Here is a 21,692-nt window from a genome sequence, read left to right on the forward strand (position 1 = left end):
CCCCACTGAGAGATGTGACTAGTCGGCGATGTGGATGACCGCCTTGCCGAGGATCTGCCCGTTCTCGAGGTCCGAGAGTGCCTGCGGCAGTTCGGCGAGCGGGTAGGTCCGGTTGACCGGCGGGCGCATACCGTCGGCGATCATGGTGGTCAGCTGCTCGTGCAGCTCGGTCGGCAGGTTCGGGTGGGTACGCAGGTACTCACCCCAGGCCGCGCCGACGACCGCGATGTTGCGGAACAGCACGCGGTTCAGCTTCACCTGCGGGATACCGCCGGCGGCGAACCCGATGACGACGAACCGGCCGTCGGTGGCCACCTGCCGCAACGCCTCGTCGAACACCTCGCCGCCCACGGGGTCGATCAGCACGTCGACCCCGGCACCACCGGTGAGCTCCTTGACGCGGTCACCCCACCCGTCGGTGAGGGACACGACCTCGTCGGCCCCGGTGGCCCGCAACATCTCCTCGGCACCGTTGCGGTGCACGATCGCGATGACCCGCGCACCGAGTGCCTTGGCGACGGCGATGGTCGCCACGCCCACGCCGCCGGCGCTGCCCAGAACACCGACGGTCTCACCGGGCTGCAGGTGCGCACGTGTCTGCAACGCGAACAGGGCGGTCTGGAAATTGATGCCGAGCGCTGCGCCCTCGTCGAACGTCAGCCCCTCGGGGATCGGCAGGAGTTGCGCGGGTGCCGCGGCGACCTTCTCGGCGAAGCCACCGACCACCGACATGACCAGCACCCGGTCACCCACCGCGTACCCCGATCCCTCGGGCGCCTCGGCGACGACGCCGGCCACCTCGGTACCGGGTGTGAACGGTGTGGGCAGGCGGAGCTGGTATTTGCCCTGCGACATCAGCAGGTCGGGGAAACACACCCCGCAGGATTTGATGTCGACGAGGACCTGCCCGTCGGCGGGTGTCGGATCGTCGACGTCGGTCATCGCCAGCCCGCCCGGGCCGGTCTCGGAGTTGAGCACCTGTGCCTTCATGCGGGTAACCCTACGCGGGCTCCGCCGATAGGATCAGCGCATGACCACACCCCGTGTCGACGCCGGCGTCGCACCCACCGAAGCCCAGATCACCGCCGCCGACGCCGCCCCCGGCTTCATGCCCGCCGACGAGGCGATGGCCCTGTACGACGTTGCACGACAGTATCTGTCGAACGATGACGCGGTGGGCATCGGCGTCGAGATCGGCACCTACTGCGGCAAGTCGACGGTGTACCTCGGCGCCGCGGCGCAACCCCTCGACGCCACCGTGGTCACCATCGATCACCATCGCGGATCCGAGGAGCACCAGCCAGGGTGGGAGTACCACGACACCGCGCTGGTCGACCCGCACACGGGCACACTCGACACCTCGGCGCGGTTCCGCCGCACCATGTTCGACGCCGGTCTCGAGGAGACGGTGATCGGCATGCTGACGCGGTCGACCACCGCCGCACGGGTGTGGGGTCGGCCTGCGGACTTCGTGTTCATCGACGGCGGCCACAGCAGCGAGGCCGCCCAGGGCGATCTCGCCGCGTGGTCACCCTGGGTACGCCTCGGTGGCGCCCTGCTCATCCACGACGTGTTCCCCGATCCCGCCGACGGCGGTCGACCGCCGTTCGAGATCTACGAGAAGGCCCTGGCCTCGGGCGATTTCACCGAGGTCGGTGTCCACGGCTCACTGCGCGTGCTCGAACGGATCCGCTGACATCGTCCGACCAGGGGCCCGCCGTGGTCGATATGTCCACGGCGGCCTGCTCCTCGGACGATGTCCGTCGAGATCAGCCGAGGCCGAGCTGACCCGCGCGCTTCGCCAGATATGCACGGGCGGTGTCGACGTCCTGGTCGGGGACGCCGTACAGCGCGAGGGTGACCCCGAGATCGTCCCAGCGGGCGAGCTTCTCGGGGTCGGGCCTGCCGTCGAGCGCGACGATCTGCGGCGTCCCGGTCCGCCCGTGATCGGCCCAGATCTTGTGGAGCAGGCGCACCGAGTCGTCGATGTCGGTGTCGGTGGGGGTGGTGAGCCAGCCGTCGGCGTTCTTGGCGATCCAGGTGAAGTTCTTCTCGGTGGCACCGGCGCCGACGATGACCGGGACACCGGGCTGTTGAGCGGTCTTGGGCCACGCCCAACTCGGCCCGAACTGCACGAACTCCCCGGAGTACTCGGCCTCCTCCTGCGACCACAGCGCACGCATCGCCTCGAGGTACTCGCGCAGCATCGTGCGGCGCCGACCGGCGGGCACATGGTGGTCGCCGAGCTCGTCGAGGTTCCACCCGAATCCGACACCGAGGGTGACCCGGCCGTCGGAGAGGTGGTCGAGGGTGGCGATCTGCTTGGCGAGGGTGAGCGGATCGGACTGCACGGGCAGCGCGACCGCGGTGCCGAGACGGATCCGCGTGGTCACCGCGGCGGCCGCGCCGAGCGACACCCACGGGTCGAGGGTGCGCATGTAGCGATCGTCGGGCAGCGAGGCGTCACCGGTCTGCGGGTGGGCCGCGTCGCGGCGCGTCGGGATGTGGCTGTGCTCGGGCACGAAATACGCGGCGAATCCCGCGTCCTCCACGAGCGGGGCCAGAACCGCGGGGCGCAGACCGCGATCGCTCGTGAACTGCACGATTCCGTATTCCATCGGTCCTCCGGAGTCCGCACCCGTCAGCTTGACGCGCGTCTGGACACCAGTCTAGGCAATTGTGCAGTCGCAGGAAAGCCCGGGCACGTCGCCGGCCGAAACGGTGACGTCGCGCAGTGGATCGGCGTCGCGGAAGATGCCGTTCGCCGCCGATGTACGGCTCAGCGCGTCGGCGGCGAGCACCACCGCCGCCGAGGTCCAGCAGCTCTTCTCCACCGGCCAGCGCTTGCCGTCGGAGAACACCAGACCCGTCCAATAGGAACCATCGGGGTCGCGCAGGTGCTGCATGTCAGCGAACAACCGGCAGGCGTCGGCGTCGTCGCCCAGACAGTTCATCGCCAACACCAGCTCGCACGTCTCCGCGCCGGTCACCCACGGACGGTGGTCGACGCACCGGATACCGAGACCGTCGACGACGAACTCGTCCCACCTCTGTGCGATCAGCTCCTGACCTGCCCGCCCGCGCACCGCGCCCCCGAGCACCGGGTAGTACCAGTCCATGGAGTGATCCGACGGCGGCAGGAAATGACCGGTGTGCCGGCGCAGCGCATGCCCGAGTCGCATCTGGGCATCGCGCCAGGCCGGGGCCGGCTGACCGACCGCCTCGGCGATGAGCGCCGCGCATCCGAGCGCCTGGTGGATGCTGGCGCTGCCGGTGAGCATCGCCGACTCGAACACGCCGTCGGCGAGACCGAACTGCCCGCCGGTGTGCGGCAGGGGATGCCCGCCACCCCAGTACATCTGGCCACTCGGCGCCTGGAATCGCAGCACCAGTTCGATCGCCGCCCACACCGTCGGCCACATGTGGTCGAGGAACGCCCGATCACCGGTGATGAGGTGGTGATGCCACACCCCGACGGCGATGTAGGCGCAGAAGTTCGCGTCGGTGTTGGGATCGGCGACGCGACCGTTCACGAACTTGATGGGCCACGACCCGTCAGGGCGCTGGGTGCGCCGCGACCACTCGTAGGCCTTCTCGGCCTCGGCGAGCATTCCCGTCACCGACAGCGCCATCGCCGACTCGATGTGATCCCAGGGGTCGGTCTGGCCGCCGGGAAACCACGGCAGTGCACCCGACGGCTCCTGCATCGCCGCGATCGCGGCGCCGGTCTCGAGGCACTGTTCGGAGGTCAGGACGCCCGGTACCGAAGGTGTCCGGGCCATACCTCAGGCGGGTTTCGTGAGGTACAGGACGACGGACTTGCCGACCAGGGGGTTGAGCGCACGCTCGGCGACCCGCGTGAGCGCCGGGGCACTCATCATGTCCCACACCAGCATCCGGTGATAACCCTTGACCAGCGGGTTGTCGTTGTTCTCCACCCCGACGGCACATTTGAGCCACCAGTACGGCGCGTGCAACGCGTGACGGTGGTCGGTGCCGGTCACCTGCAGGCCGGCGGCGCTGAGCTTGTCGGCGAGTTCGGAGGCGCGGTAGATGCGCACGTGCCCGCCCTCCACCTCGTGGTAGGCGTCGGAGAACGCCCAGCAGATCTTCTCCGGCCAGTACCGGGGCACGGTCACCGCGGCACGCCCGCCGGGCTTGAGGATGCGCACCATCTCGGCCACGGCCTCGGTGTCGGCGGGTACGTGCTCGAGGATCTCCGACATGAGCACGACGTCGAAGCTGTTGTCGGCGTACGGGAGATGCAGCGCGTCACCGACCTCGGTGCGCGCCTTGGCCGATGCCGGGACCTGCTTCTCGGCGATCATGGCGTCGAACATCTCCGACACCTCACCCATGTCCGACTCGGACTGGTCGAAGGCGATGACGTCGGCTCCGCGCCGGAACATCTCGTAGGAGTGCCGTCCCTGGCCGGCACCGATGTCGATCGCCGTGGTTCCCGACGTCACGCCGAGGCGATCGAAATCAACTGTCAGCACGAGCATCTCCTGTTGTCTTCGCGGCTATCGCACGCGTGTAGTGGGCGGCGGTCCGCGCGGCGACGGCGGACCAGCTGTAGCGCGACTGCACCCGGGCGCGCCCTCCGGCGCCGAGCCGGGTCCGCAGGGCGGGATCGTCGAGCAGTCGTCCGATCGCCGACGCGAGGGCGCCGGAGTCCATGGGCGGCACGTGCAGTGAGGCCTCGCCGTCGGCGCCGGCGACCTCGGGGATCGCGCCCGCGGTGGTGACCACCAACGGCGTGCCGCAGCTCATCGCCTCGATGACCGGCAGGGAGAACCCCTCGTAGAGCGACGGCACGCAGGCGACCTCGGCCGACGAGATCAGTTCGCCCAGTTCGGCGTCGGTCAGTCCCGACACCACCGACACGCGATCGGCGATCGCCAGATCGTTGATCATCCGCGCGCTCGGGCCCTCGGGATCGAGCTTGGAGACCAGCACCAGTTCGACGGGGCGCTCGGCCCCGAGCTTGGCGACCGCCTCGAGCAGGTACGACACCCCCTTGAGCGGGGCATCGGCGCTCGCGACACACACCACGCGACCGGCGACGCGCTCTCCGCGCGGCCGGAAGATCTCGGTGTCGACGCCGAGCGGGATCGTCTCGATGACACCGGGTTCGATGTCGAAGGCCTTGCGGATGTCGACCTCGCTGCTCTTCGACACCGTGAGCAACGCGGGGATCCTCCGCGAGACGCTGCCCTGCATGCGGGCGAAGGCATGCCAGCGGATCGCGGTCAGCTTCCGCCATCCGCGCGCGGCCTTCACCGCGAGCGTGCGGTCACGCGTGATCGGGTGGTGGATGGTCGCGACGACGGGCAGCCCGCGACGCTGGATGTCCAGCAGACCCCAACCGAGACACTGGTTGTCGTGCACGACGTCGAAATCGTCGCGGCGCGCCTTGAGGATTCGCGCCATCCGCAGGCTGAACGTGAGCGGCTCGGGGAAACCGGCGGTCCACATCGTCGCCACCTCGAGCACGTCGATCCAGTCGCGGATCTCGCGCGGGCGCGGGGTACGGAACGGGTTCGGCTCGCCGTAGAGGTCGAGGCTGGGCACCTTCGTCAGGCGCACACCGTGGTCGAGCGCGACCTCGTCGAGGTCGGGGTAGGGCTGACCGGAGAACACCTCCACGCTGTGGCCGAGGACGGCGAGTTCACGCGCGAGATGGCGGACGTAGACGCCCTGGCCACCGCAGTGGGGTTTGCTCCGGTAGGACAGCAGAGCGATGCGCACGCACGACCCTCTTTCTGGTGGAAGTCTTTCTCGGATGGGGGGCAGTGAGATCAGCCTGCCGCGGCGCCCTCGAGTTCGTGGACCCGGACCAGTTTCACCCGACGGCGACCCGCCTCACGGCCCGCGGACTTCTCCGCGGCGTCGATGCTCTTCCATCCACTGCCGTCGATGCGGTTCGCACCACGACCGGAGACCAGCTCGGCGATCTTCTCACGCGGCGACGACGGCTCGGCCAACACACCCTCGGTGAAATCGGCGAGCACCGCGAGCGCGGTCTGCTGACCGTCGAGGCGGTTCATGCCGATACCGCCGGTCGCGCCGCGCTTGATCCACCCGGTGACATACACCCCGGGCAACACGTCCCCGTCGACCTCGGCGAGCACGCGTCCCGCGGCGTTGGGCACCACACCATGCGCATCGTCGAACGGCAGATCGGTGACCGGGACCCCGCGATATCCGATGGCGCGCATCACGATCGATGTCTCGATGTCGAAGGTCTCCTCGGTCGGGGTGACCCCGACACGCTCGCCGTCCACCAGTGCGTTGCGCACGCAGACCAGCTTCGAGACCGCACCCGCCTCGCCCTCGGCGCCGTCGGCGCTGAGCTCGGTCGGCGACACCAGGTATCGGAACACCACCCGCTTGGCCGCACCGGTCTCACCACGCTGTGACACCGCATTCTCGCTTCGCTCGGAGAACTCCCGGGCGATGCGGATCTTGGCCGCGATGGTGGAGTCGAGCGACCCGTCGGACAGGCCCGCCTCCGACGCGGCGTCGAGGGTGAGCTCGGCCGGATCGATGACGACATCGACGCCGGGCAGGTCACCCATCGCCAGGAACTCGGCGTTGGTGTAGGCCGCCTGCGCGATGCCGCGGCGACCCAGCAGCACGACTTCGGTGACGTTGCTCGACCGCATACGCTCGATCGCGTGGTCGGCGATGTCGGTCGTCGCCAGGGTGTCGGGGTCGGTCAGCAGGATGCGTGCGACGTCGAGGGCGACGTTGCCGTTGCCGACGACCACCGCACGTTCACTCGACAGGTCGAAGTCGAGATCGGCGTAGTCGGGGTGGCCGTTGTACCAGGCCACGAACTCCGTCGCCGGGATCGACCCGGGCAGGTCCTCGCCGGGGACACCCAGCTTCTTGTCGGTGGAGGCGCCGACGGCGTAGATGACCGCCGAGTAGTGCGCGAGAAGCTCGTCGTGGGTGACGTGGGTACCGACCTCGACGTTGAGGAAGTACTCGAAGGTCTTCTTGTTGGCCGTCGCCGCGAACTGCTTCTCGACACCCTTGGTCGACGGGTGATCGGGCGCGACACCGGCGCGCACCAGTCCGTACGGGGTGGGAAGACGGTCGAACATGTCGACACGGACCGCGGAGTGACGCACCAGTTCCTCGGCGGCGTAGAACGCCGCGGGACCGGCGCCGATGATCGCGACGTGGAGCTCCTTGCCCTGCGGCAGCGGTGGCTGCTTGCGCGGGGGCACCAGGCCGCCGGACACGTCGTGATCGGTGTAGTAGTCCGCGTTGATCTGCAGGTAGCGCTCACCCTTGGTGTCGAGCTGGTCGTCGGGGAAGATCGCCTCCACCGGGCACTCGTCGATGCACGCACCGCAGTCGATGCAGGTGTCGGGATCGATGTAGAGCATCTCGGCGGTGACGAACTCCGGTTCGTCGGGTGTCGGGTGGATGCAGTTCACCGGACACACGGAGATGCAGCTCGCATCGTTGCAGCACGGCTGTGTGATCACATGCGCCATGAGAGTCTCGACCTCGGCTCGCTCGGACGCGCCCACACGAGGTGGAACGTGTTCTAGTTGTATGCGTTTTGTCCACTGTAACCGGGGCCTGCAAGCAGGCCTGAACACCGGTCCGTGTCCTCGCTGAGCCTATGCTCCGAAGGTCCAGTCGGGCGTGCCGAGGGTCACAAGACACTCGTGGCCACGCCCATCCCCCAGCGGTGAAGAAGGTGTTCTGCGTGACCGAGGCCCCCCACGTCCCCGCGAATGCCGCCACCGGATCGGGATATCCGTTCGATCCCGAACTGGCCGATCGACTGGCCAAGGCGCAGTACTTCGAGGCCTCCTACCGCGTCCGGACCGGCGACGTCGACCAGGAGATGCGTGTGCGTCTCGACGGCACCGCGCGCTACCTGCAGGACATCGCCAACGACAACATCGAGGCCACCGACTTCCACGACTCCGATCCGTTCTGGATCGTGCGTCGCACGGTGATCGACGTGATCGAGCCCGTCACCTGGCCCGCCACGGTGACGCTGCAGCGCTGGTGCGGCGCGTTGTCGACCCGGTGGACCAACATGCGGGTGCGGATCACCGCCGAGCACGAGACCAACCGGTTCAACCCCGAGATGCGTCCGCCGGGGCTGATCGAGACGCAGGCGTTCTGGATCAACGTCAACGATCAGGGGATGCCGTCCCGCATCACCGACGAGGCGTTCGAGAAGCTCGCCGAGATGACCGACGAGCACCGGCTGCGGTGGAAGACGATGCACCCGGCCCCGCTGCCCGACGACGACGGCACCGACCGCGTCCACGTGCTCCGCAGCACCGATTTCGATCCGTTCAAGCACCTGAACAACGCGGCCTACTGGGAGGCGGTGGAGGACGAGTTGATCGATCACCCCGACCTCGTCGGGCGACGCCACCGCGCGATCATCGAGTACCTGCGTCCGGTGACGCCGGGCGCGCAGATGACGCTGCGACGTCGTCGTGTCGGCGACGAGTTGCTGATGTGGCTCATCGTCGACGACCAGGTCGCGGCGACGGTGAGCGTCACCGCGGCGGTGTGAACTGTGTCAGGTGATCACTGACCGCCGGTGAGCACCAGCTCCATCAGCTTGGTCGGCGCAGCACAGGGGTCGGCGGCCGCGGCGGTCGTGCGCGGTTCCACCCACCACGTGTAGACCCCGCGCGCCGGCGAGTTCGCGGTCACGCCGCACGCGGCGGGGCGCCGGGGATCGCGCTGGGTGAACGCGGCGGTGCTCGCGATCCGCACGTTCTCGGTCTCGTAACCGAGCTTCTTCGCGGTCTCCTTCTCGACCGAGACGGTGCCGGTCTCGAACCAGTTGAACGTGACGCCGGTGACGACCGCGCCGGTGACGACCCATCGGCAGATCGCGCCGTTGAAGGTCGACTCCGCGGTGGTGCCGCCGACGGTGGTCGCGATCTGGTCGAGGCTCAACAACCGGGTGCACTCCAGGGTCAGCCCGTCGTACTTGTCGGTGTCGACCGATCCGGGATCGGTCCCCGACCCGCCGCCCAGCGGAACCGCCGTGCCGTCGACCGACCGGCTGCATCCGGTGAACACCAGCAGGCACACACCGAGCAGCGCGATCATCACCGCGACGGTCCGCCGCGTCACTTCGCACGCTCGATCGACATCGTGGACAGCTGCTTGGCCGCGCCGCACACCTGATCGGTGGAGCGCGAGGTCTCACCGGGTGCGGGCAGACCGTAGCTGACCGACCACTCGAAGAAGTCGCCGCCGAACTCCATGCCGATCTCGCAGATGCCGACGTCGGAGGCGATGAAACCCTTGGCGCCCTTGATGGTCAGGTCGGAGACGGATTCACGGGAGAGCTGTTCGGTGGCGCGTTCGCGACCGATCGGACTGCCGCGATACCAGTTGAACGAGAACTGAGGCCCGAGCTGATCGGCGCTGGTGACCCATTCACATCCCGAGGAGTTGTTCGTGGTGTTGGTGAGTCCTGCGATGCCCACGATCTGCGACACCTCCGCGGTGGTGACCCCACCGCACTCGCCGAAGAAGGGGCCCGTCCCGGCCGCGGTGGCCGCGCTCGCCGACGCCGGCGAGGAGCCTCCGTCGCCGGAGTCCGAACACCCGGCCAGCAGCGCCACCGCGGCGATCACCACGGCCACGATCGCGACGAGCGACCGCGGGTCTGCTGGGGGTCGGTGCACACCGCCGAGTGTAGGGCCGCCGCCTGCGATCACGGAGAGTTCTCGCGTCCGCGCAGACGGTCGGTGTCGCGGCGTTCGCGTTTGGTGGGACGACCCGCACCCCGCTCGCGCAACGGGATCGACGCCAGGACCTCCCGCGGCGGCGGCGGCGGGCTGCGGTCGATCATCGCCGCCGCGGCCACCGGGGGTCCCACGCGCTTGGACAGCACGGTCACGACCTCGACGATGCGGTCGCGGCCACCGACCCGCAGCCGCACCTCGTCGCCGGGGGCGACGTGCTGGGCGGGTTTCGCGGGCGTGCCGTTGACCTTCACGTGCCCGCCACGACAGGCCGATGCGGCCTGCGATCGCGTCTTGGTCAGCCGCACCGCCCAGATCCAGCTGTCGACACGCGTACTCGGGGGCGGGCCGGACATGACTCCCACGATAATGCTCGCGCGATCGGTCACCGTCGGTTACGGTTCACGGCAACTGGGTCACTTGACCCACTTGCTTGCGCGTCAGGAGCCGATCATCGCCCGCGTACCCGTCGACGAACGTCGCGACCGCCTCGTGGCGGCCGCGTTCCGGGTGGTCGCCGAGCACAGTGTCGACGCCGCGACGACCCGACGCATCTGCGCCGAGGCCGGGATGTCGCTGGCGAGCTTCCACTACGCGTTCGATTCGCGGGCGGCGTTGCTCGAGGCGTTGGTGGTCGCCGGGTTGTCGAGCGAGGACACCGCGGTCCACGCCGTGCTCACCACGCCCGACGGCGCGCCGAGCGCCGACCCGACCGACCGACCCGACATCGACGACCTCCTGCGCGGCGGCCTGACCGGATACCTCGACAGCCTCGTCGCCGACCCGGCACGCGAACAGGCCATGATGGCGCTGGCCCGGTACGCGCGGCGCACACCGGGCCTCGAGGCGTTGGCCGCGCGGACCTACGAGCGCTACTACCAGCTCGCCGCCCGCGCGCTGACCGCCGCGACCGAGGTGTCCGGGCGACGGTGGCGCACCCCGCCCGAGGAACTCGCCCCCATCGTGGTCGCGGCCACCGACGGCCTCACCGTCGCCTACCTCACCACCGGCGATCTCGTGAACGCCCGTCGGATCGTCGACGCCTGTGTGACGGTGCTGCTCACCCACCTGGAACCGGCGTGACCCGGCCCGACACAGCGACACCGACCCGTGTCGACGCGCGGTGGATCGGACTGTTCGCCGTCGCCTGGCTGGGGATCTGGATGGCGCAACTGACCCCGTTCCAGCTCACCCTGCCCGAGCAGATCAACGACCGACTCGGTATCGGCGACACGATCACCGACGACACCTGGCAGCACAGCGTCACCACCTTCGGTGTCGTGTCGGGTATCTCTGCGGTCTTCGCACTGATCGCGTTCCCGCTGACCGGCGCGCTGTCGGATCGCACCAGGAGCCGCTTCGGCCGCCGCCGTCCGTGGATCGTGGGCGGGGTGCTCCTGTTCGCCGGCGCCCTGGCGATCCTCGGCACACGACACGGCCTGGTGGGCATCACCGTCTGCTGGTGTGTGGCCATCGTGGGCTTCAGCACCGCGTCGGCGGCATTGACCGCCCTGATCGGCGATCGGGTGCCGGTGGCGCAGCGCGGGGTGGTCTCGAGCTGGGTGTCGGCACCGCAGGCGATCGGCGTCATCGTCGGCATCGGACTGATCTCCGCGCTCGGGCTATCCACCGGCGCAGGCTCTCTCGTGGTCGCCGCCCTGCTGGTCGTGTGCGTGCTCCCCTTCGTGATCACCGTCGACGATCCCCCGCACCCGGCCCGGGATCGCGAGCGCCTCACTGTCGCCGGTGTCGTCGCCGAACTGTGGGTGTCGCCGCGCGAGCACCCCGACTTCGGGTGGACACTGCTCGGTCGGATCCTCGTCAACGTCGGCAACGCGCTGGGCACCTCGCTGCTCCTCTACTACCTGCAGTTCGGGCTCCGGGTCGACGACGCGCAGGGTGATCTGTTGCTGCTCACCGCGATCTACATGGTGTTCGTGATCTCGGCCGCCATCGGGTCGGGCATCCTCAGCGACCGGATCGGACGCCGGAAGCCGTTCGTGCTGGCCGCGGGTGCGCTGCAGGGCCTCGCCGCCGCGGCCATTGCGATCTCGGCCGGCGTCCCCACCACGATGGTGGCCGCAGCCCTGCTCGGAGCGGGGTTCGGCAGCTTCCTGGGCGTCGACCAGGCGCTGGCCACCCAGGTACTCCCCTCCGCCGATCACACCGGAAAGGACCTCGGCATCATGAACATCGCCATGGCCGTACCCCAGGCGCTCGGCCCCCTCCTCGGCGCCGGGATCGTCGCCGCGACAGGCGGATTCGTCGCCCTGTTCACCGTGTCGGCGATCCTCGGCATCGCAGGCGGACTGTCGGTCCTGCGCGTCCGGTCGGACCGATGACCACCGCCGCCACCCACATCGATCAGTGGGACCGGATCGACCGCGCCACCGCACACCTCGACGGTCCGGTCGTCGCACTCGACCGCGCCGCGTTCGAGGCGAACCTCGTCGACCTGCGTCGCCGTGCCGGCGGTATGCCGATCCGGGTCGCGTCGAAGTCCCTGCGGGTGCGGTCGGTGATCGATGACATCCTCGCGCGCGACGGCTTCGCCGGGGTGTTGGCCTACGACATCGACGAGGCCATCTGGTTGGCGACACGATCCGGCGTGACCGATGTGCTCATGGGGTATCCGACCGCGCGGCGCGCCTCGATCGCGGCCCTGGCCGCCGACGAGGTCGCCGCGTCGCGGGTGACGTTGCTCGTCGACTCGACCGACCACCTCGACCTCATCGATGCCGCCGCACCCGTTCGTGCACATCCGATCCGGGTCGCCATCGACCTCGACGCCTCGCTGGATGCGCCCCTCGTCGGTCACATCGGTGTCCACCGCTCCCCCGTCCACAGCGTCGACGACGCGGTCGCGTTGGCCAGGGCGATCGTGGCCCGTCCCGGGGTGACCCTGGTCGGCGTGATGTCGTACGAGGCCCAGATCGCCGGGGTCGGCGATGCCGCGCCCGGTGGCCTGGGAAGCGGCGCACCTCTGCGCAATCGGTTGATCCGCACGATGCAGACGGCGTCGATGGCCGAACTGCGTCGCCGCCGCGGTGCCGCCGTCGCCGCGATCGGCGAACTCTGCGACCTCGAGTTCGTCAACGCAGGTGGCACGGGATCGCTCGAGGTGACCGCAGCCGACCCTTCGGTGACCGACATCGCCGCGGGCAGTGGGTTCTTCGGCGGGCACCTGTTCGACACCTACTCGCATTTCCGGCCCGCACCCGCACTCGGGTTCGGGCTGCAGGTGGTGCGCCGGCCGCGCCAGGACATGGTCACCTGTCACGGGGGTGGGTGGATCGCATCGGGTCCACCGGCGCCCGACCGACTCCCCCTGCCCGTGTGGCCGCCGGGTCTGGCCTACATCGACCGCGAGGCGGCCGGCGAGGTGCAGACCCCTCTGTGCGGCGACGCCGCCGACGCGCTCGCAATCGGTGACCGGGTCTGGTTCCGCCACACCAAGTCCGGCGAACCCGCCGAACACTGCGCAGCGATCGTGATCGTCGACGACGACGAGGTCGTCGACACCGTGCCGACCTACCGAGGTGAGGGGAAGTGTTTCCTGTGACGACGACGACTGTGCCGTGGACGAACTGGGGTCGCACGCAGGCGGTGACACCCCGCGAGGTGGTCCCCGTGACCGACGCCGACGAGGTCGCGGCGGTGGTGCGTCGCGCACGCTCGGAGGGGGCCACCGTGAAGGCGGTCGGATCCGGACACAGCTTCAGCGGTCTCGCCGTCGCGCGCGACATCCAGATCGACACGACCGCGATGAGCGGGATCGTCCACGCCGACCCCGCCACCCGCCGAGTCACCGTGCGCGCGGGCACTCGGTTGCACGACATGCCGGCTCTACTCGAACCGCTGGGCCTGGCGATGCCCAATCTCGGTGACATCGACGCACAGAGCATCTCCGGTGCGACCTCGACCGGAACACACGGCACCGGGAGGAACTTCGGTGGCCTCGCCACCCAGATCCTCGGACTGACGTTGGTCACCGGCACCGGCGAGACGGTCACCGTGACCGACGACGACCGGGCGACCCTGCAGGCCGCCGCCCTCGGCCTCGGCGCACTCGGCATCCTCACCGACATCACCCTCGCGTGCGTCCCCGCGTTCGCCCTCGAGGCGGTGGAACGACCCGTGCACGTCGACGACGCCATCGGCGGCTTCCTCGACGCCGTCGCGACCAACGACCACCACGAGTTCTACTGGTTCCCGCACACCGACGTCGCGCTCACCAAGACCAATCGACGGCTACCGGCCGACACCCCGGCGCACGGCCCCGGCAAGGTCCGCCGCTACCTCGACGACCAACTGCTCAGCAACGGGGTGTTCGGGGCGATGTGTTCGGCCGGGGCCCGCATGCCCTCGCTCACACCACGATTGGCGCGGATAGCCGGTAGGGCCCTGTCGGCGCGGCGGTTCGTCGACGCCTCGCACGAGGTGTTCGTCTCCGACCGGCGGGTGCGGTTCCGTGAGATGGAATACGCGATCCCCCTCGCCGAGATCCCCGAGGCCGTCGCCGAGATCCGGCACCTCATCGGGACACGGGGATGGAAGGTGTCGTTCCCGATCGAGGTGCGGGCCGCCGCGGCCGACGAGTTGATGCTGTCGACGGCGTCGGGCCGCACCACCGGGTACATCGCGATGCACCGGTTCCACGGCGACCGCCCCGACGACTACTTCACCGAGGTCGAGAAGATCCTCTTCGCCCGCGACGGGCGACCGCACTGGGGCAAGATGCACACACGCACCGCCGACGACCTGCGCACGGTGTACCCCCGTTTCGACGAATTCCTCGCCGTGCGTGACATGTTCGATCCCGACCGCGTCTTCGCCAACGATCACCTGACAGGAGTTCTGGGCCGATGACCCCCGAGATGAGCGCCGGCGAGACCTCGTCGACCGGGATCCGACGCAGGACCGTTCTGGGTGGCCTCGCCGCGGGCGCCGCGATCGGCGCCGCCGGCTCGGTGGCCGGCCGCGCTGCCGCGACGCCGGTGACCGGGCTGCTCGTCGGGGCCGGGAAGGCCGACGTCACCGGCGCCGTCGCCGGTCAGGGGATGATGGGGTACTCCGAGCAGGAGCAGGTGTCGACCGGGCTGCTGTCGCGGTGCTGGGCGCGGGCGTACATCGTGGTCGACCGCGCCACCGGTGAGCGGATCGCGTTCGTCAACGTCGACATCGCGTGCCTGTTCCAGTCGGTGCACATCGGCGTGATCGCCGCGCTGCGAACGCGTCTCGGCGGCGTCTACACCGAGCGCAACGTGAACCTCAACGCGACGCACAACCACAATTCGTGCGGCGGGACGGCCTGGGACTACGCCTACACGCTTGCCGCATACGGCTTCAAGCAGCGGTCGTACCGCGCCGAGGTCGACGGCATCGTCACCGCGATCGAGCGGGCCCACGCCGCCCTCGCGCCCGGCTCGATCACGCTGGGCCGCACCGAACTCGGCGATGCGAGCGCCAACCGGTCGCGGATCGCGTTCGACCGCAACCCCGCCTCCGATCGACGCGTCTTCCCCCGTGCCATCGACCCGGCCGTCACCTCGCTACGTCTGCGCCGCGACGACGGCACCGACATCGGGCACATCACCTGGTTCGCCACCCACGGCACCTCGCTGACCGACCGCAACACCCTCATCTCCGGCGACAACAAGGGATACGCCAGCTACCGCGCCGAGACCGAGAACCCCGGTGTGATCGCATCGTTCCCGCAGACCAACGCCGGTGACATGACACCCAACCTGTGGGTGCGTCCGTTGCGACCGGGCGGTCCGACGGCCGACAACCGCACGAACTGCCTCATCATCGGAGATCGGCAACACCGCGCCGGCGCGACGGCCCTCGGCGGCGCCCGCACGATGTCGCGCAGCGGTGTCGCCTCGGCCGTCACCTACGTCGATCTCGCCGCGGTCGCGATCGACGGTCGCTACACACCCGACGGCCGACCGGCGCGGACCGGTGCGGCGTGTATGGGTGCCGCCGCGTTCGGGACCAGTCGCGAGGACAACTGGAATCTGCCCGTGCCGCTGTTCGACGAGGGCCAGAGGACACCGATCCCGCCGTCGTTGCGCGACATCCAGGCCCCGAAGCTGATCGTGGCGCCGTTGGGGCTGCTGCCGCCGTGGCCGTGGATCCCGCAGATCCTGCCCATCCAGCTCATGCGCATCGGTGATCTCGTGCTGGCCTGCGCTGCAGCGGAGTTCACGATCGTCGCCGGGCTACGGGTGCGGCGCACCGTCGCGACCGCCCTGGGCGTCGACGTCGACGACGTGCTCCTGCAGGGCTACGCCAACGGCTACAGCCAGTACGTCACGACGCCCGAGGAGTACGACGCCCAGCAGTACGAGGGCGGCGAGACCCAGTTCGGCCGGTGGACGTTGTCGGCCTACCTGCAGGAGTTCGACCGCCTGGCGCGATCGATGGCCTCGGGGTCGGCGATCGGCCGGGGTCCGGCACCGCTGGACAAGTCCTCGATCCAACCCGATCTGCTGCCCGCCGTCCCACCGGACACCGCCGTCACGGGCCGTCGGTTCGGCGACGTGCTGACCGCGCCGCGGGCGTCGTACTCCCCCGGGTCGACGGTGGTGACCGACTTCGTCGGCGCGCACCCGACCAACGACTTCCGCACCGACGACACCTACCTCGCGATCGAGCGATCCGTCGACGGTCGGTGGACGCGGGTGTTCGACGACGACGACTGGTGCACCGAGTTCCACTGGCGGCGACCCGCCGGATCGGCGACGGCATCGGTGGTGAGTGTGCGATGGACGGTTCCCCAGGGCACGCGGGGACGGTTCCGCGTCCGCTACTTCGGGAACCGCAGGGCCGCGAGCGGCGCGGTCACACCGATCACCGGGACGAGCAGGGAGTTCACCGTTGCGTGACCTCCCGTTCGCTGACCGCCGCTAATGTTCGCCGGATGCGTATGCGTACCGCCCTCCTGGCCGCGCTCGTCGTCGCTCTCGGCACCGTGACGGCAACCCCGGCCGTGGCCGCACCCGGGTTCGGATCGTCCGGGGAGGCGTCCACGGTGCGCGTCGCGACGTACAACGCGAGCCTCAACCGCGGCTCGGCAGGCGCCCTGCTGACCGACCTCCGATCGGGGACCAACGCCCAGGCGAAGGTCATCGCGCAGATCGTCCAGATCAACCATCCGGACATCCTGCTGCTCAACGAGTTCGACTACTACCCGGGCCTCGAGGCCGCCAAGGCGTTCACCACGAACTACCTCCAGCGGTCGCAGAACGGGCACACACCCGTCGACTATCCCTTCATGTACACCGCGCCGGTCAACACCGGCGTGCCGACCGGCCGTGATCTCAACGGCGACGGTCGCACCGACGGCCCCGACGACGCCTACGGGTTCGGGGCCTTCCCCGGCCAGTACGGGATGCTCGTGCTCTCGAAATTCCCCATCGACACCGCGAAGGTGCGCACGTTCCGGAACTTCCTCTGGAAAGACCAGCCGGGCAACCTCATCCCACGCGATTACTACGGCGCAAATGCCGGCATCCTGCGGTTGTCGAGCAAGTCGCACTGGGATCTGCCCATCGACGTCCACGGTCGCCGGATACACCTGCTGGCGTCGCATCCCACTCCCCCGAGCTTCGACGGTCCCGAGGACCGCAACGGACGTCGCAACCACGACGAGGTGCGGTTCTCCGCCGACTACATCGCCGGAGGTGCACGCGCGCAGTACATCCGCGACGACGCCGGCCGCCGTGGCGGTCTCGAATCCGGCGCCTCGTTCGTGATGGTCGGCGACCAGAACAGTGACCCCGCCGACGGTGGGCCGCCCGGACCCGGTGTCGGGGCGATCGGCCAGGTGTTGTCGTTGCCGCGGGTGCACGACCCGTTGCCCACCTCGGCCGGTGCCGTGGTCGCCTCGGTCGGCGAGACCGGTCACCGCACGCCGCCCCAGCTGCGGACCGCGGACTTCTCCGACCCGGTTCCCGGCAACCTGCGGGTCGATTACGTCCTGCCGTCGAGGGATCTCCCGGTGGCCGGTGCCGCGGTCTTCTGGCCCGCTCCCGGGCAGCCCGGCGCAGAACTGATGCCGCCGACCGTCAGCAGCGATCACCGGTTGGTGTGGGTCGACCTACGGATCTAGATCGCAGGGTCGGCGTCGATGTCCGATGAGGCTGCCACGATGGCGCGATGACCACACCGGGACCCTCCACCGACCCGATCCTGGATCGGATCACCGCCGCGGTCGGAGCGCATCGCGTCGACGGCGACCCCCGCCACCGCGACACCCTCGTCGACCTGTGGGCGGAGATCACCTCCGGTGGTGACCCGTTCCACCGGTGCGTGCTCGCCCACTACATCGCGGACATGGTCGACGATCCGGCGCAGGCGCTCATGTGGGATGTACGTGCGCTCGACGCCGCCGACGTCCTCGACGACTCGCGCGCGCAGGCGCACCACGTGAGCCTGCAGGTGGCGGCGTTCTATCCGTCGCTGCACCTCAACATCGCCGACAATCTCCGGCGGCTCGGATCGTTCGATGCCGCGGCCGATCACCTCGACGCCGCGCGGGCGCGCGCCGGTGCGCTCGCCGGTGCGCTCGCCGATCTCGGGCCGGAGCAGTCCGGCTACGTCGAGATGATGACGACGCTCATCGACGACATCGGCGTGCTGATCCGGGACCGTTCCTCGGAGGCACGCTCGACGCACCCTGCCTGATCGGACCGGCGTCGGTCACTGCGTGCGTGTGTGGCGGATGGCACGGACGAAGGCGCCGGGGTCGGCGGCCGTCACGTCGAGGCGGTCGACACCCACGCCTGCGATCTCGAGGCTCCGTAGGTGCAGGCGCACCGTCGCGTCGCCGTGGCGCAGGGTCGCGGTCCGCGCGTCCTCGTCGACCTCGACGCCGGAGAACCCGGAGCCGTCGACACGGCACACCTCGACGGTCTCGATCGCCGACACCGGTATGTCGAGACCGGAGAAGACACTGTTGCGCAGCCTGATCCGTCCGTCACCGATCTCGTGGGGTCTGGTGCGCAACGAGGCGACGATGCCGAGCAACCAGCACAGTGCATACACGTGGATGGCCGCGGCGACGATGGTCGCTGTCACCGAGTCGGTGAACAGTCCGATCAGGAAGTCGATGACGACACCCTCCACGATCGCCAGGGCGGCGACGGCGTAGAGAAGCGGCCGCACCTGACGTCCGTATCCGAACGTCCGCACACCGTCAGGCCGATCCGCGCGCGCCCAACCGAACAGCGACCGCCACATCCGGCCCTCGGCGCGGAGAACGGTCACGCCGCGGTGCGTGCGCCTCGGCGGGTGGAGATCACATAGCCCACGGTGACCCCGGCGAACCAGATCGCGCCGACGACGACCGCGATACGGCCCGAGTCGCTGAAGAACAGCAGCACGACCACCATGGCGAAGAACGCCAGCGCGATGACGGTGCTGACGGGCGCCCAGGGCAGGCGGTAGTCCGACGCCTCGACCGTTCCCGCCGCCACCCGTGAGCGATAGACCATGTGGCTGATCAGGATCGAGCTCCACACGAAGATGATGCCGACGGTGGAGACCGACGTGATGTAGGCGAACGCGCGATCGGGGCTGATGACGTTCACGATCACGCCGATCACCATCACACCGGCCGACAGGACGATGCCGCCGATCGGTACCTGGCGGCTCGACATCACCGACAGCTTCTCCGGCGCCTCACCCCGTTGCGACAGGCTGCGCAGCATGCGTCCGGTCGAGTAGATGCCGGAGTTGCACGACGACAGGGCAGCGGTCAGCAGGATGAAGTTGACGATGCCCGCGGCGCCGGGGATGCCGATGTAGCCGAACACCTCGACGAACGGGCTGTTGCCGTCGGAGAACTCGCGCCATCCGCGCACCGACAAGATGACCACGAGCGCACCGACGTAGAACAGGCCGATGCGGAACGGCAGCGTGTTGATCGCCTTGCGCAGGGTGACCTTCGGGTTGGCGGCCTCGCCCGCGGTGACGCCGACGAGTTCGACTCCCACGTAGGCGAACACGACGATCTGCAGGCTCAGGAGCGCCGACCCGAACCCGGTCGCGAAGAAGCCGCCGTCGTTGTAGAGATTGGTCAGTGAGGGTCCCGTCTCGGGGCCGATCCCCGCGATGGGGAGCAGCACCAGCGTGCCGATGCCGATCATCGCGATGATGGCGGCGACCTTGATCATGGAGAACCAGAACTCGGCCTCGCCGAACACCTTGACCGAGATGAGGTTCGCCGCGAACAGCGCGATGAGCACGACGAGAGCGGTCACCCACACCGGGATCGACGGGAACCAGTAGTTGACGTACTTGCCCGCGACGGTGATCTCGGCCATGCAGGTGGTGGTCCACACCGCCCAGTAGGTCCACCCGTTGGTGAAACCCAGATACCGGCCGAGGAATTCGTGGGCGTATTCCGAGATGGACCCGGCGACCGGTCGGTAGATGAGGAGCTCACCGAGGCGCGCATGACGACGAAGATCGCGAGTCCGGCCACGAGGTAGGCCAGGATGAGCGCCGGGCCGGCGTCCTCGATCGCGCCGCCGGCGCCGTAGAACAGGCCCGTCCCGATGGCGCCACCGAGGGCGATCATCTGCACGGTGCGGGCCGAGAGGCCGCGCTGGTAGCCGTCGTCGATCTCGTCGACCGTGTTCGAGGTCATTTTGCAAGGGTAACGGCGCGGTGATGCGCGTCACGTCGCGGGTCGGACGCCCGTGTAGACACCTTCGGGCCGGAATCGCAGCCGCGGTGCGCGGTACTCCTCGATGGCGTGGGCGACCCAGCCCGCGATACGAGCGATGGCGAAGATCGTCTCGGCGGCGTCGGGCACCATGCGGTATCGCAGCGTGAACGCGGCCAGCGCGAGATCGGAGTTGACGAAGCCCCGGGGGCGCCCGGTGACGCCCGCGCGCACCGCATCGACGGCCGCCACCACGTCGCGGCGACCACCCTCGGCCTCCAGTGCTCGCAGTAGTGCGTCGGCGCGCGGATCGTGCGTGCGATAGACGATGTGTCCGCATCCGGGGGGCAAGTCGTGACCCCGCAGGTACTCCGCGACCCGATGCTCGGGCCCGTCGGCATCGGCGAGCACCGAGGCGAGGAAGTCGTAGGCCAGGGTGGTCGCTCCGCCGTGCAGGGGCCCGTCGAACGCACCCAGTCCGGCCGAGATGACCGCGTAGATGCTGCCGCGTGCACTGGCCGCGACACGGGCCGCGACCGTGCCCGCGGCGAGGTCGTGATCGGCGAGCAGGATCAGCGCGGCGTTGAGCAGCCGGATCCGTGGGGCCGTCGGCGCCATGGGCGACAGCCGACACCACAAGCGTTGTGCCACCGTCGAACCCCCAGCTGTCTCGGCCACCATCGGCAGGGTGTCCACGACGGCGTCGATGACGCCCCTTGCCTTGTGGGCCACGTCGTCGGCACCGATGCGGCCACGGGATCCGTCGGCGGCTCCCAGGAGGTCGACGGTGACCCGGATCCGGTCCAGTCGCCGACCGGCTCCGGGCAGGGTCGGAAGGGTGACGGCCTGCGCCGCCGGACGACCGAACCCGGTCGTCGTCGTGCCCCAGAGGAGGTCGACGACCTCGAGGAAGTCCGTGGTGAAGGCGAGTTCGGTGGCGTCGTGCCCGCGGTAGTAGAGGCGGTCGTCGGCGAGCAGGGTGATCTCGGTGCGGATCCGTTCCACGACCCCGGCCGGGGGCCGTTGCTGGGTGCGGCGGCGCAGGGCCTCGACCTCGCCGACAGCGAACAGGCTGCCGCGGATGCCCGCGATGCGGACACTCTCGAGCTGCCCGCGACTGACGTACGCGTACACCGACGCAGGTTTGATCCCCAGCGCGCGGGCCACCTGAGCGGTGGTCAGGTAGTCGCGGCCGTCATGTCGCATGGCCGTGGGCCACCGGTGTGGATGGCGTCGTGCCACGGTCGGACCTCCTTCGTCGATGT

The 21,692-nt window shown here is 69.4% G+C and carries 20 protein-coding genes and 1 pseudogene; 9 read left to right on the forward strand and 12 right to left on the reverse strand.

All coding sequences use genetic code 11. The annotated features are described in order from the left end of the window. Nucleotides 1–18: 18 nt before the first annotated feature. On the reverse strand, nt 19–990 hold the full coding sequence (locus TU34_RS15385; protein WP_045823777.1) for an NADPH:quinone oxidoreductase family protein: 972 nt from the start codon (nt 988–990) through the stop codon (nt 19–21). A gap of 40 nt (nt 991–1,030) precedes the next feature. Between TU34_RS15385 and TU34_RS15390 the strand changes: the two genes are divergently transcribed. Then, nucleotides 1,031–1,696, forward strand: coding sequence for a class I SAM-dependent methyltransferase (locus TU34_RS15390; protein WP_045823778.1), 666 nt, complete (start codon nt 1,031–1,033; stop codon nt 1,694–1,696). Between the two features lie 73 nt (nt 1,697–1,769). On the opposite strand, the gene TU34_RS15395 is transcribed toward TU34_RS15390, so the two are convergent. Genes TU34_RS15395 through TU34_RS15415 form a run of 5 tightly spaced genes read right to left on the reverse strand, consistent with a single transcriptional unit; the run spans nt 1,770 to nt 7,511 of the window. Then, nucleotides 1,770–2,618: an LLM class F420-dependent oxidoreductase gene (locus tag TU34_RS15395; protein ID WP_045823779.1), complete on the reverse strand. Its 849-nt coding sequence runs from the start codon at nt 2,616–2,618 to the stop codon at nt 1,770–1,772. Between the two features lie 51 nt (nt 2,619–2,669). Further along, nucleotides 2,670–3,782 (reverse strand): prenyltransferase, encoded by a 1,113-nt coding sequence (locus TU34_RS15400; protein WP_045823780.1) that lies wholly within the window; start codon nt 3,780–3,782, stop codon nt 2,670–2,672. A 3-nt stretch (nt 3,783–3,785) separates the two neighbouring features. Further along, nucleotides 3,786–4,499, reverse strand: a complete 714-nt coding sequence (locus TU34_RS15405) for a class I SAM-dependent methyltransferase (protein ID WP_045823833.1) — start codon at nt 4,497–4,499, stop codon at nt 3,786–3,788. Further along, a complete protein-coding gene (locus TU34_RS15410; protein WP_045823781.1) occupies nt 4,486–5,751 on the reverse strand; it encodes a glycosyltransferase family 4 protein in 1,266 nt (421 codons plus the stop codon). Before TU34_RS15410 ends, TU34_RS15405 begins: the two co-directional genes overlap by 14 nt. A 50-nt stretch (nt 5,752–5,801) precedes the next feature. After that, nucleotides 5,802–7,511: an FAD-dependent oxidoreductase gene (locus TU34_RS15415; RefSeq protein ID WP_045823834.1), complete on the reverse strand. Its 1,710-nt coding sequence runs from the start codon at nt 7,509–7,511 to the stop codon at nt 5,802–5,804. Nucleotides 7,512–7,795: 284 nt separating this feature from the next. Here TU34_RS15415 and TU34_RS15420 point away from each other — a divergent pair, with 284 nt between their 5' ends. Next, nucleotides 7,796–8,560 (forward strand): acyl-[acyl-carrier-protein] thioesterase, encoded by a 765-nt coding sequence (locus TU34_RS15420; RefSeq protein ID WP_045823835.1) that lies wholly within the window; start codon nt 7,796–7,798, stop codon nt 8,558–8,560. A 14-nt stretch (nt 8,561–8,574) separates the two neighbouring features. Here TU34_RS15420 and TU34_RS15425 read toward each other — a convergent pair whose 3' ends face one another. The 3 genes from TU34_RS15425 to TU34_RS24110 are packed head-to-tail and all read right to left on the reverse strand — an operon-like array spanning nt 8,575 to nt 10,108. Further along, on the reverse strand, nt 8,575–9,108 hold the full coding sequence (locus tag TU34_RS15425) for a DUF3558 domain-containing protein (protein WP_045823836.1): 534 nt from the start codon (nt 9,106–9,108) through the stop codon (nt 8,575–8,577). A 20-nt stretch (nt 9,109–9,128) separates the two neighbouring features. Continuing rightward, the gene (locus tag TU34_RS24105; RefSeq protein WP_238981336.1) at nt 9,129–9,692 is read right to left on the reverse strand and encodes a DUF3558 domain-containing protein; all 564 of its coding nucleotides are present in this window, start codon (nt 9,690–9,692) and stop codon (nt 9,129–9,131) included. 29 nt (nt 9,693–9,721) lie between these two features. Continuing rightward, a complete protein-coding gene (locus tag TU34_RS24110; protein ID WP_203225473.1) occupies nt 9,722–10,108 on the reverse strand; it encodes an RNA-binding S4 domain-containing protein in 387 nt (128 codons plus the stop codon). Here TU34_RS24110 and TU34_RS15435 point away from each other — a divergent pair. Genes TU34_RS15435 through TU34_RS15465 form a run of 7 tightly spaced genes read left to right on the forward strand, consistent with a single transcriptional unit; the run spans nt 10,107 to nt 18,443 of the window. Further along, nucleotides 10,107–10,835 (forward strand): TetR/AcrR family transcriptional regulator, encoded by a 729-nt coding sequence (locus tag TU34_RS15435; RefSeq protein WP_238981337.1) that lies wholly within the window; start codon nt 10,107–10,109, stop codon nt 10,833–10,835. The genes TU34_RS24110 and TU34_RS15435 overlap by 2 nt on opposite strands. Further along, on the forward strand, nt 10,832–12,094 hold the full coding sequence (locus TU34_RS15440; RefSeq protein ID WP_045823782.1) for an MFS transporter: 1,263 nt from the start codon (nt 10,832–10,834) through the stop codon (nt 12,092–12,094). Before TU34_RS15435 ends, TU34_RS15440 begins: the two co-directional genes overlap by 4 nt. Beyond that, entirely contained in the window at nt 12,091–13,314 is a 1,224-nt protein-coding gene (locus TU34_RS15445) for an alanine racemase (protein ID WP_045823783.1), read from the forward strand. Before TU34_RS15440 ends, TU34_RS15445 begins: the two co-directional genes overlap by 4 nt. Beyond that, entirely contained in the window at nt 13,311–14,621 is a 1,311-nt protein-coding gene (locus TU34_RS15450) for a D-arabinono-1,4-lactone oxidase (RefSeq protein ID WP_052688966.1), read from the forward strand. Before TU34_RS15445 ends, TU34_RS15450 begins: the two co-directional genes overlap by 4 nt. After that, nucleotides 14,618–16,642, forward strand: coding sequence for a neutral/alkaline ceramidase (locus TU34_RS15455; RefSeq protein WP_238981338.1), 2,025 nt, complete (start codon nt 14,618–14,620; stop codon nt 16,640–16,642). Before TU34_RS15450 ends, TU34_RS15455 begins: the two co-directional genes overlap by 4 nt. 35 nt (nt 16,643–16,677) lie before the next feature. Then, entirely contained in the window at nt 16,678–17,868 is a 1,191-nt protein-coding gene (locus TU34_RS15460; RefSeq protein WP_045823784.1) for an endonuclease/exonuclease/phosphatase family protein, read from the forward strand. A 47-nt stretch (nt 17,869–17,915) separates the two neighbouring features. Then, nucleotides 17,916–18,443, forward strand: a complete 528-nt coding sequence (locus TU34_RS15465) for a hypothetical protein (protein WP_045823785.1) — start codon at nt 17,916–17,918, stop codon at nt 18,441–18,443. A 15-nt stretch (nt 18,444–18,458) separates the two neighbouring features. Here TU34_RS15465 and TU34_RS15470 read toward each other — a convergent pair whose 3' ends face one another. The 3 genes and pseudogenes from TU34_RS15470 to TU34_RS15480 form a co-directional block, all read right to left on the reverse strand. Continuing rightward, complete coding sequence (locus TU34_RS15470; RefSeq protein ID WP_045823786.1) at nt 18,459–19,025, reverse strand: hypothetical protein; 567 nt, start codon at nt 19,023–19,025, stop codon at nt 18,459–18,461. Beyond that, nucleotides 19,022–20,409, reverse strand: a pseudogene (locus tag TU34_RS15475) (amino acid permease). The gene TU34_RS15470 and the pseudogene TU34_RS15475 overlap by 4 nt, the downstream one beginning before the upstream one ends. 30 nt (nt 20,410–20,439) lie before the next feature. Next, a complete protein-coding gene (locus TU34_RS15480; protein ID WP_045823840.1) occupies nt 20,440–21,669 on the reverse strand; it encodes a citrate/2-methylcitrate synthase in 1,230 nt (409 codons plus the stop codon). Nucleotides 21,670–21,692: the final 23 nt, after the last annotated feature.

Origin of the sequence: Williamsia herbipolensis, from assembly GCF_000964005.1 — a bacterium.
GTDB lineage: Bacteria > Actinomycetota > Actinomycetes > Mycobacteriales > Mycobacteriaceae > Williamsia_A > Williamsia_A herbipolensis.

What these genes read in the sequence shown, in the direction of transcription:
- TU34_RS15385 (WP_045823777.1), bottom strand. Translation starts at nt 990, where the DNA reads ATGAAGGCACAGGTGCTCAACTCCGAGACCGGCCCGGGCGGGCTGGCG.
- TU34_RS15390 (WP_045823778.1), top strand. Translation starts at nt 1,031, where the DNA reads ATGACCACACCCCGTGTCGACGCCGGCGTCGCACCCACCGAAGCCCAG.
- TU34_RS15395 (WP_045823779.1), bottom strand. Translation starts at nt 2,618, where the DNA reads ATGGAATACGGAATCGTGCAGTTCACGAGCGATCGCGGTCTGCGCCCC.
- TU34_RS15400 (WP_045823780.1), bottom strand. Translation starts at nt 3,782, where the DNA reads ATGGCCCGGACACCTTCGGTACCGGGCGTCCTGACCTCCGAACAGTGC.
- TU34_RS15415 (WP_045823834.1), bottom strand. Translation starts at nt 7,511, where the DNA reads ATGGCGCATGTGATCACACAGCCGTGCTGCAACGATGCGAGCTGCATC.
- TU34_RS15425 (WP_045823836.1), bottom strand. Translation starts at nt 9,108, where the DNA reads ATGATCGCGCTGCTCGGTGTGTGCCTGCTGGTGTTCACCGGATGCAGC.
- TU34_RS15435 (WP_238981337.1), top strand. Translation starts at nt 10,107, where the DNA reads ATGACTCCCACGATAATGCTCGCGCGATCGGTCACCGTCGGTTACGGT.
- TU34_RS24110 (WP_203225473.1), bottom strand. Translation starts at nt 10,108, where the DNA reads ATGTCCGGCCCGCCCCCGAGTACGCGTGTCGACAGCTGGATCTGGGCG.
- TU34_RS15445 (WP_045823783.1), top strand. Translation starts at nt 12,091, where the DNA reads ATGACCACCGCCGCCACCCACATCGATCAGTGGGACCGGATCGACCGC.
- TU34_RS15455 (WP_238981338.1), top strand. Translation starts at nt 14,618, where the DNA reads ATGACCCCCGAGATGAGCGCCGGCGAGACCTCGTCGACCGGGATCCGA.
- TU34_RS15460 (WP_045823784.1), top strand. Translation starts at nt 16,678, where the DNA reads ATGCGTATGCGTACCGCCCTCCTGGCCGCGCTCGTCGTCGCTCTCGGC.
- TU34_RS15465 (WP_045823785.1), top strand. Translation starts at nt 17,916, where the DNA reads ATGACCACACCGGGACCCTCCACCGACCCGATCCTGGATCGGATCACC.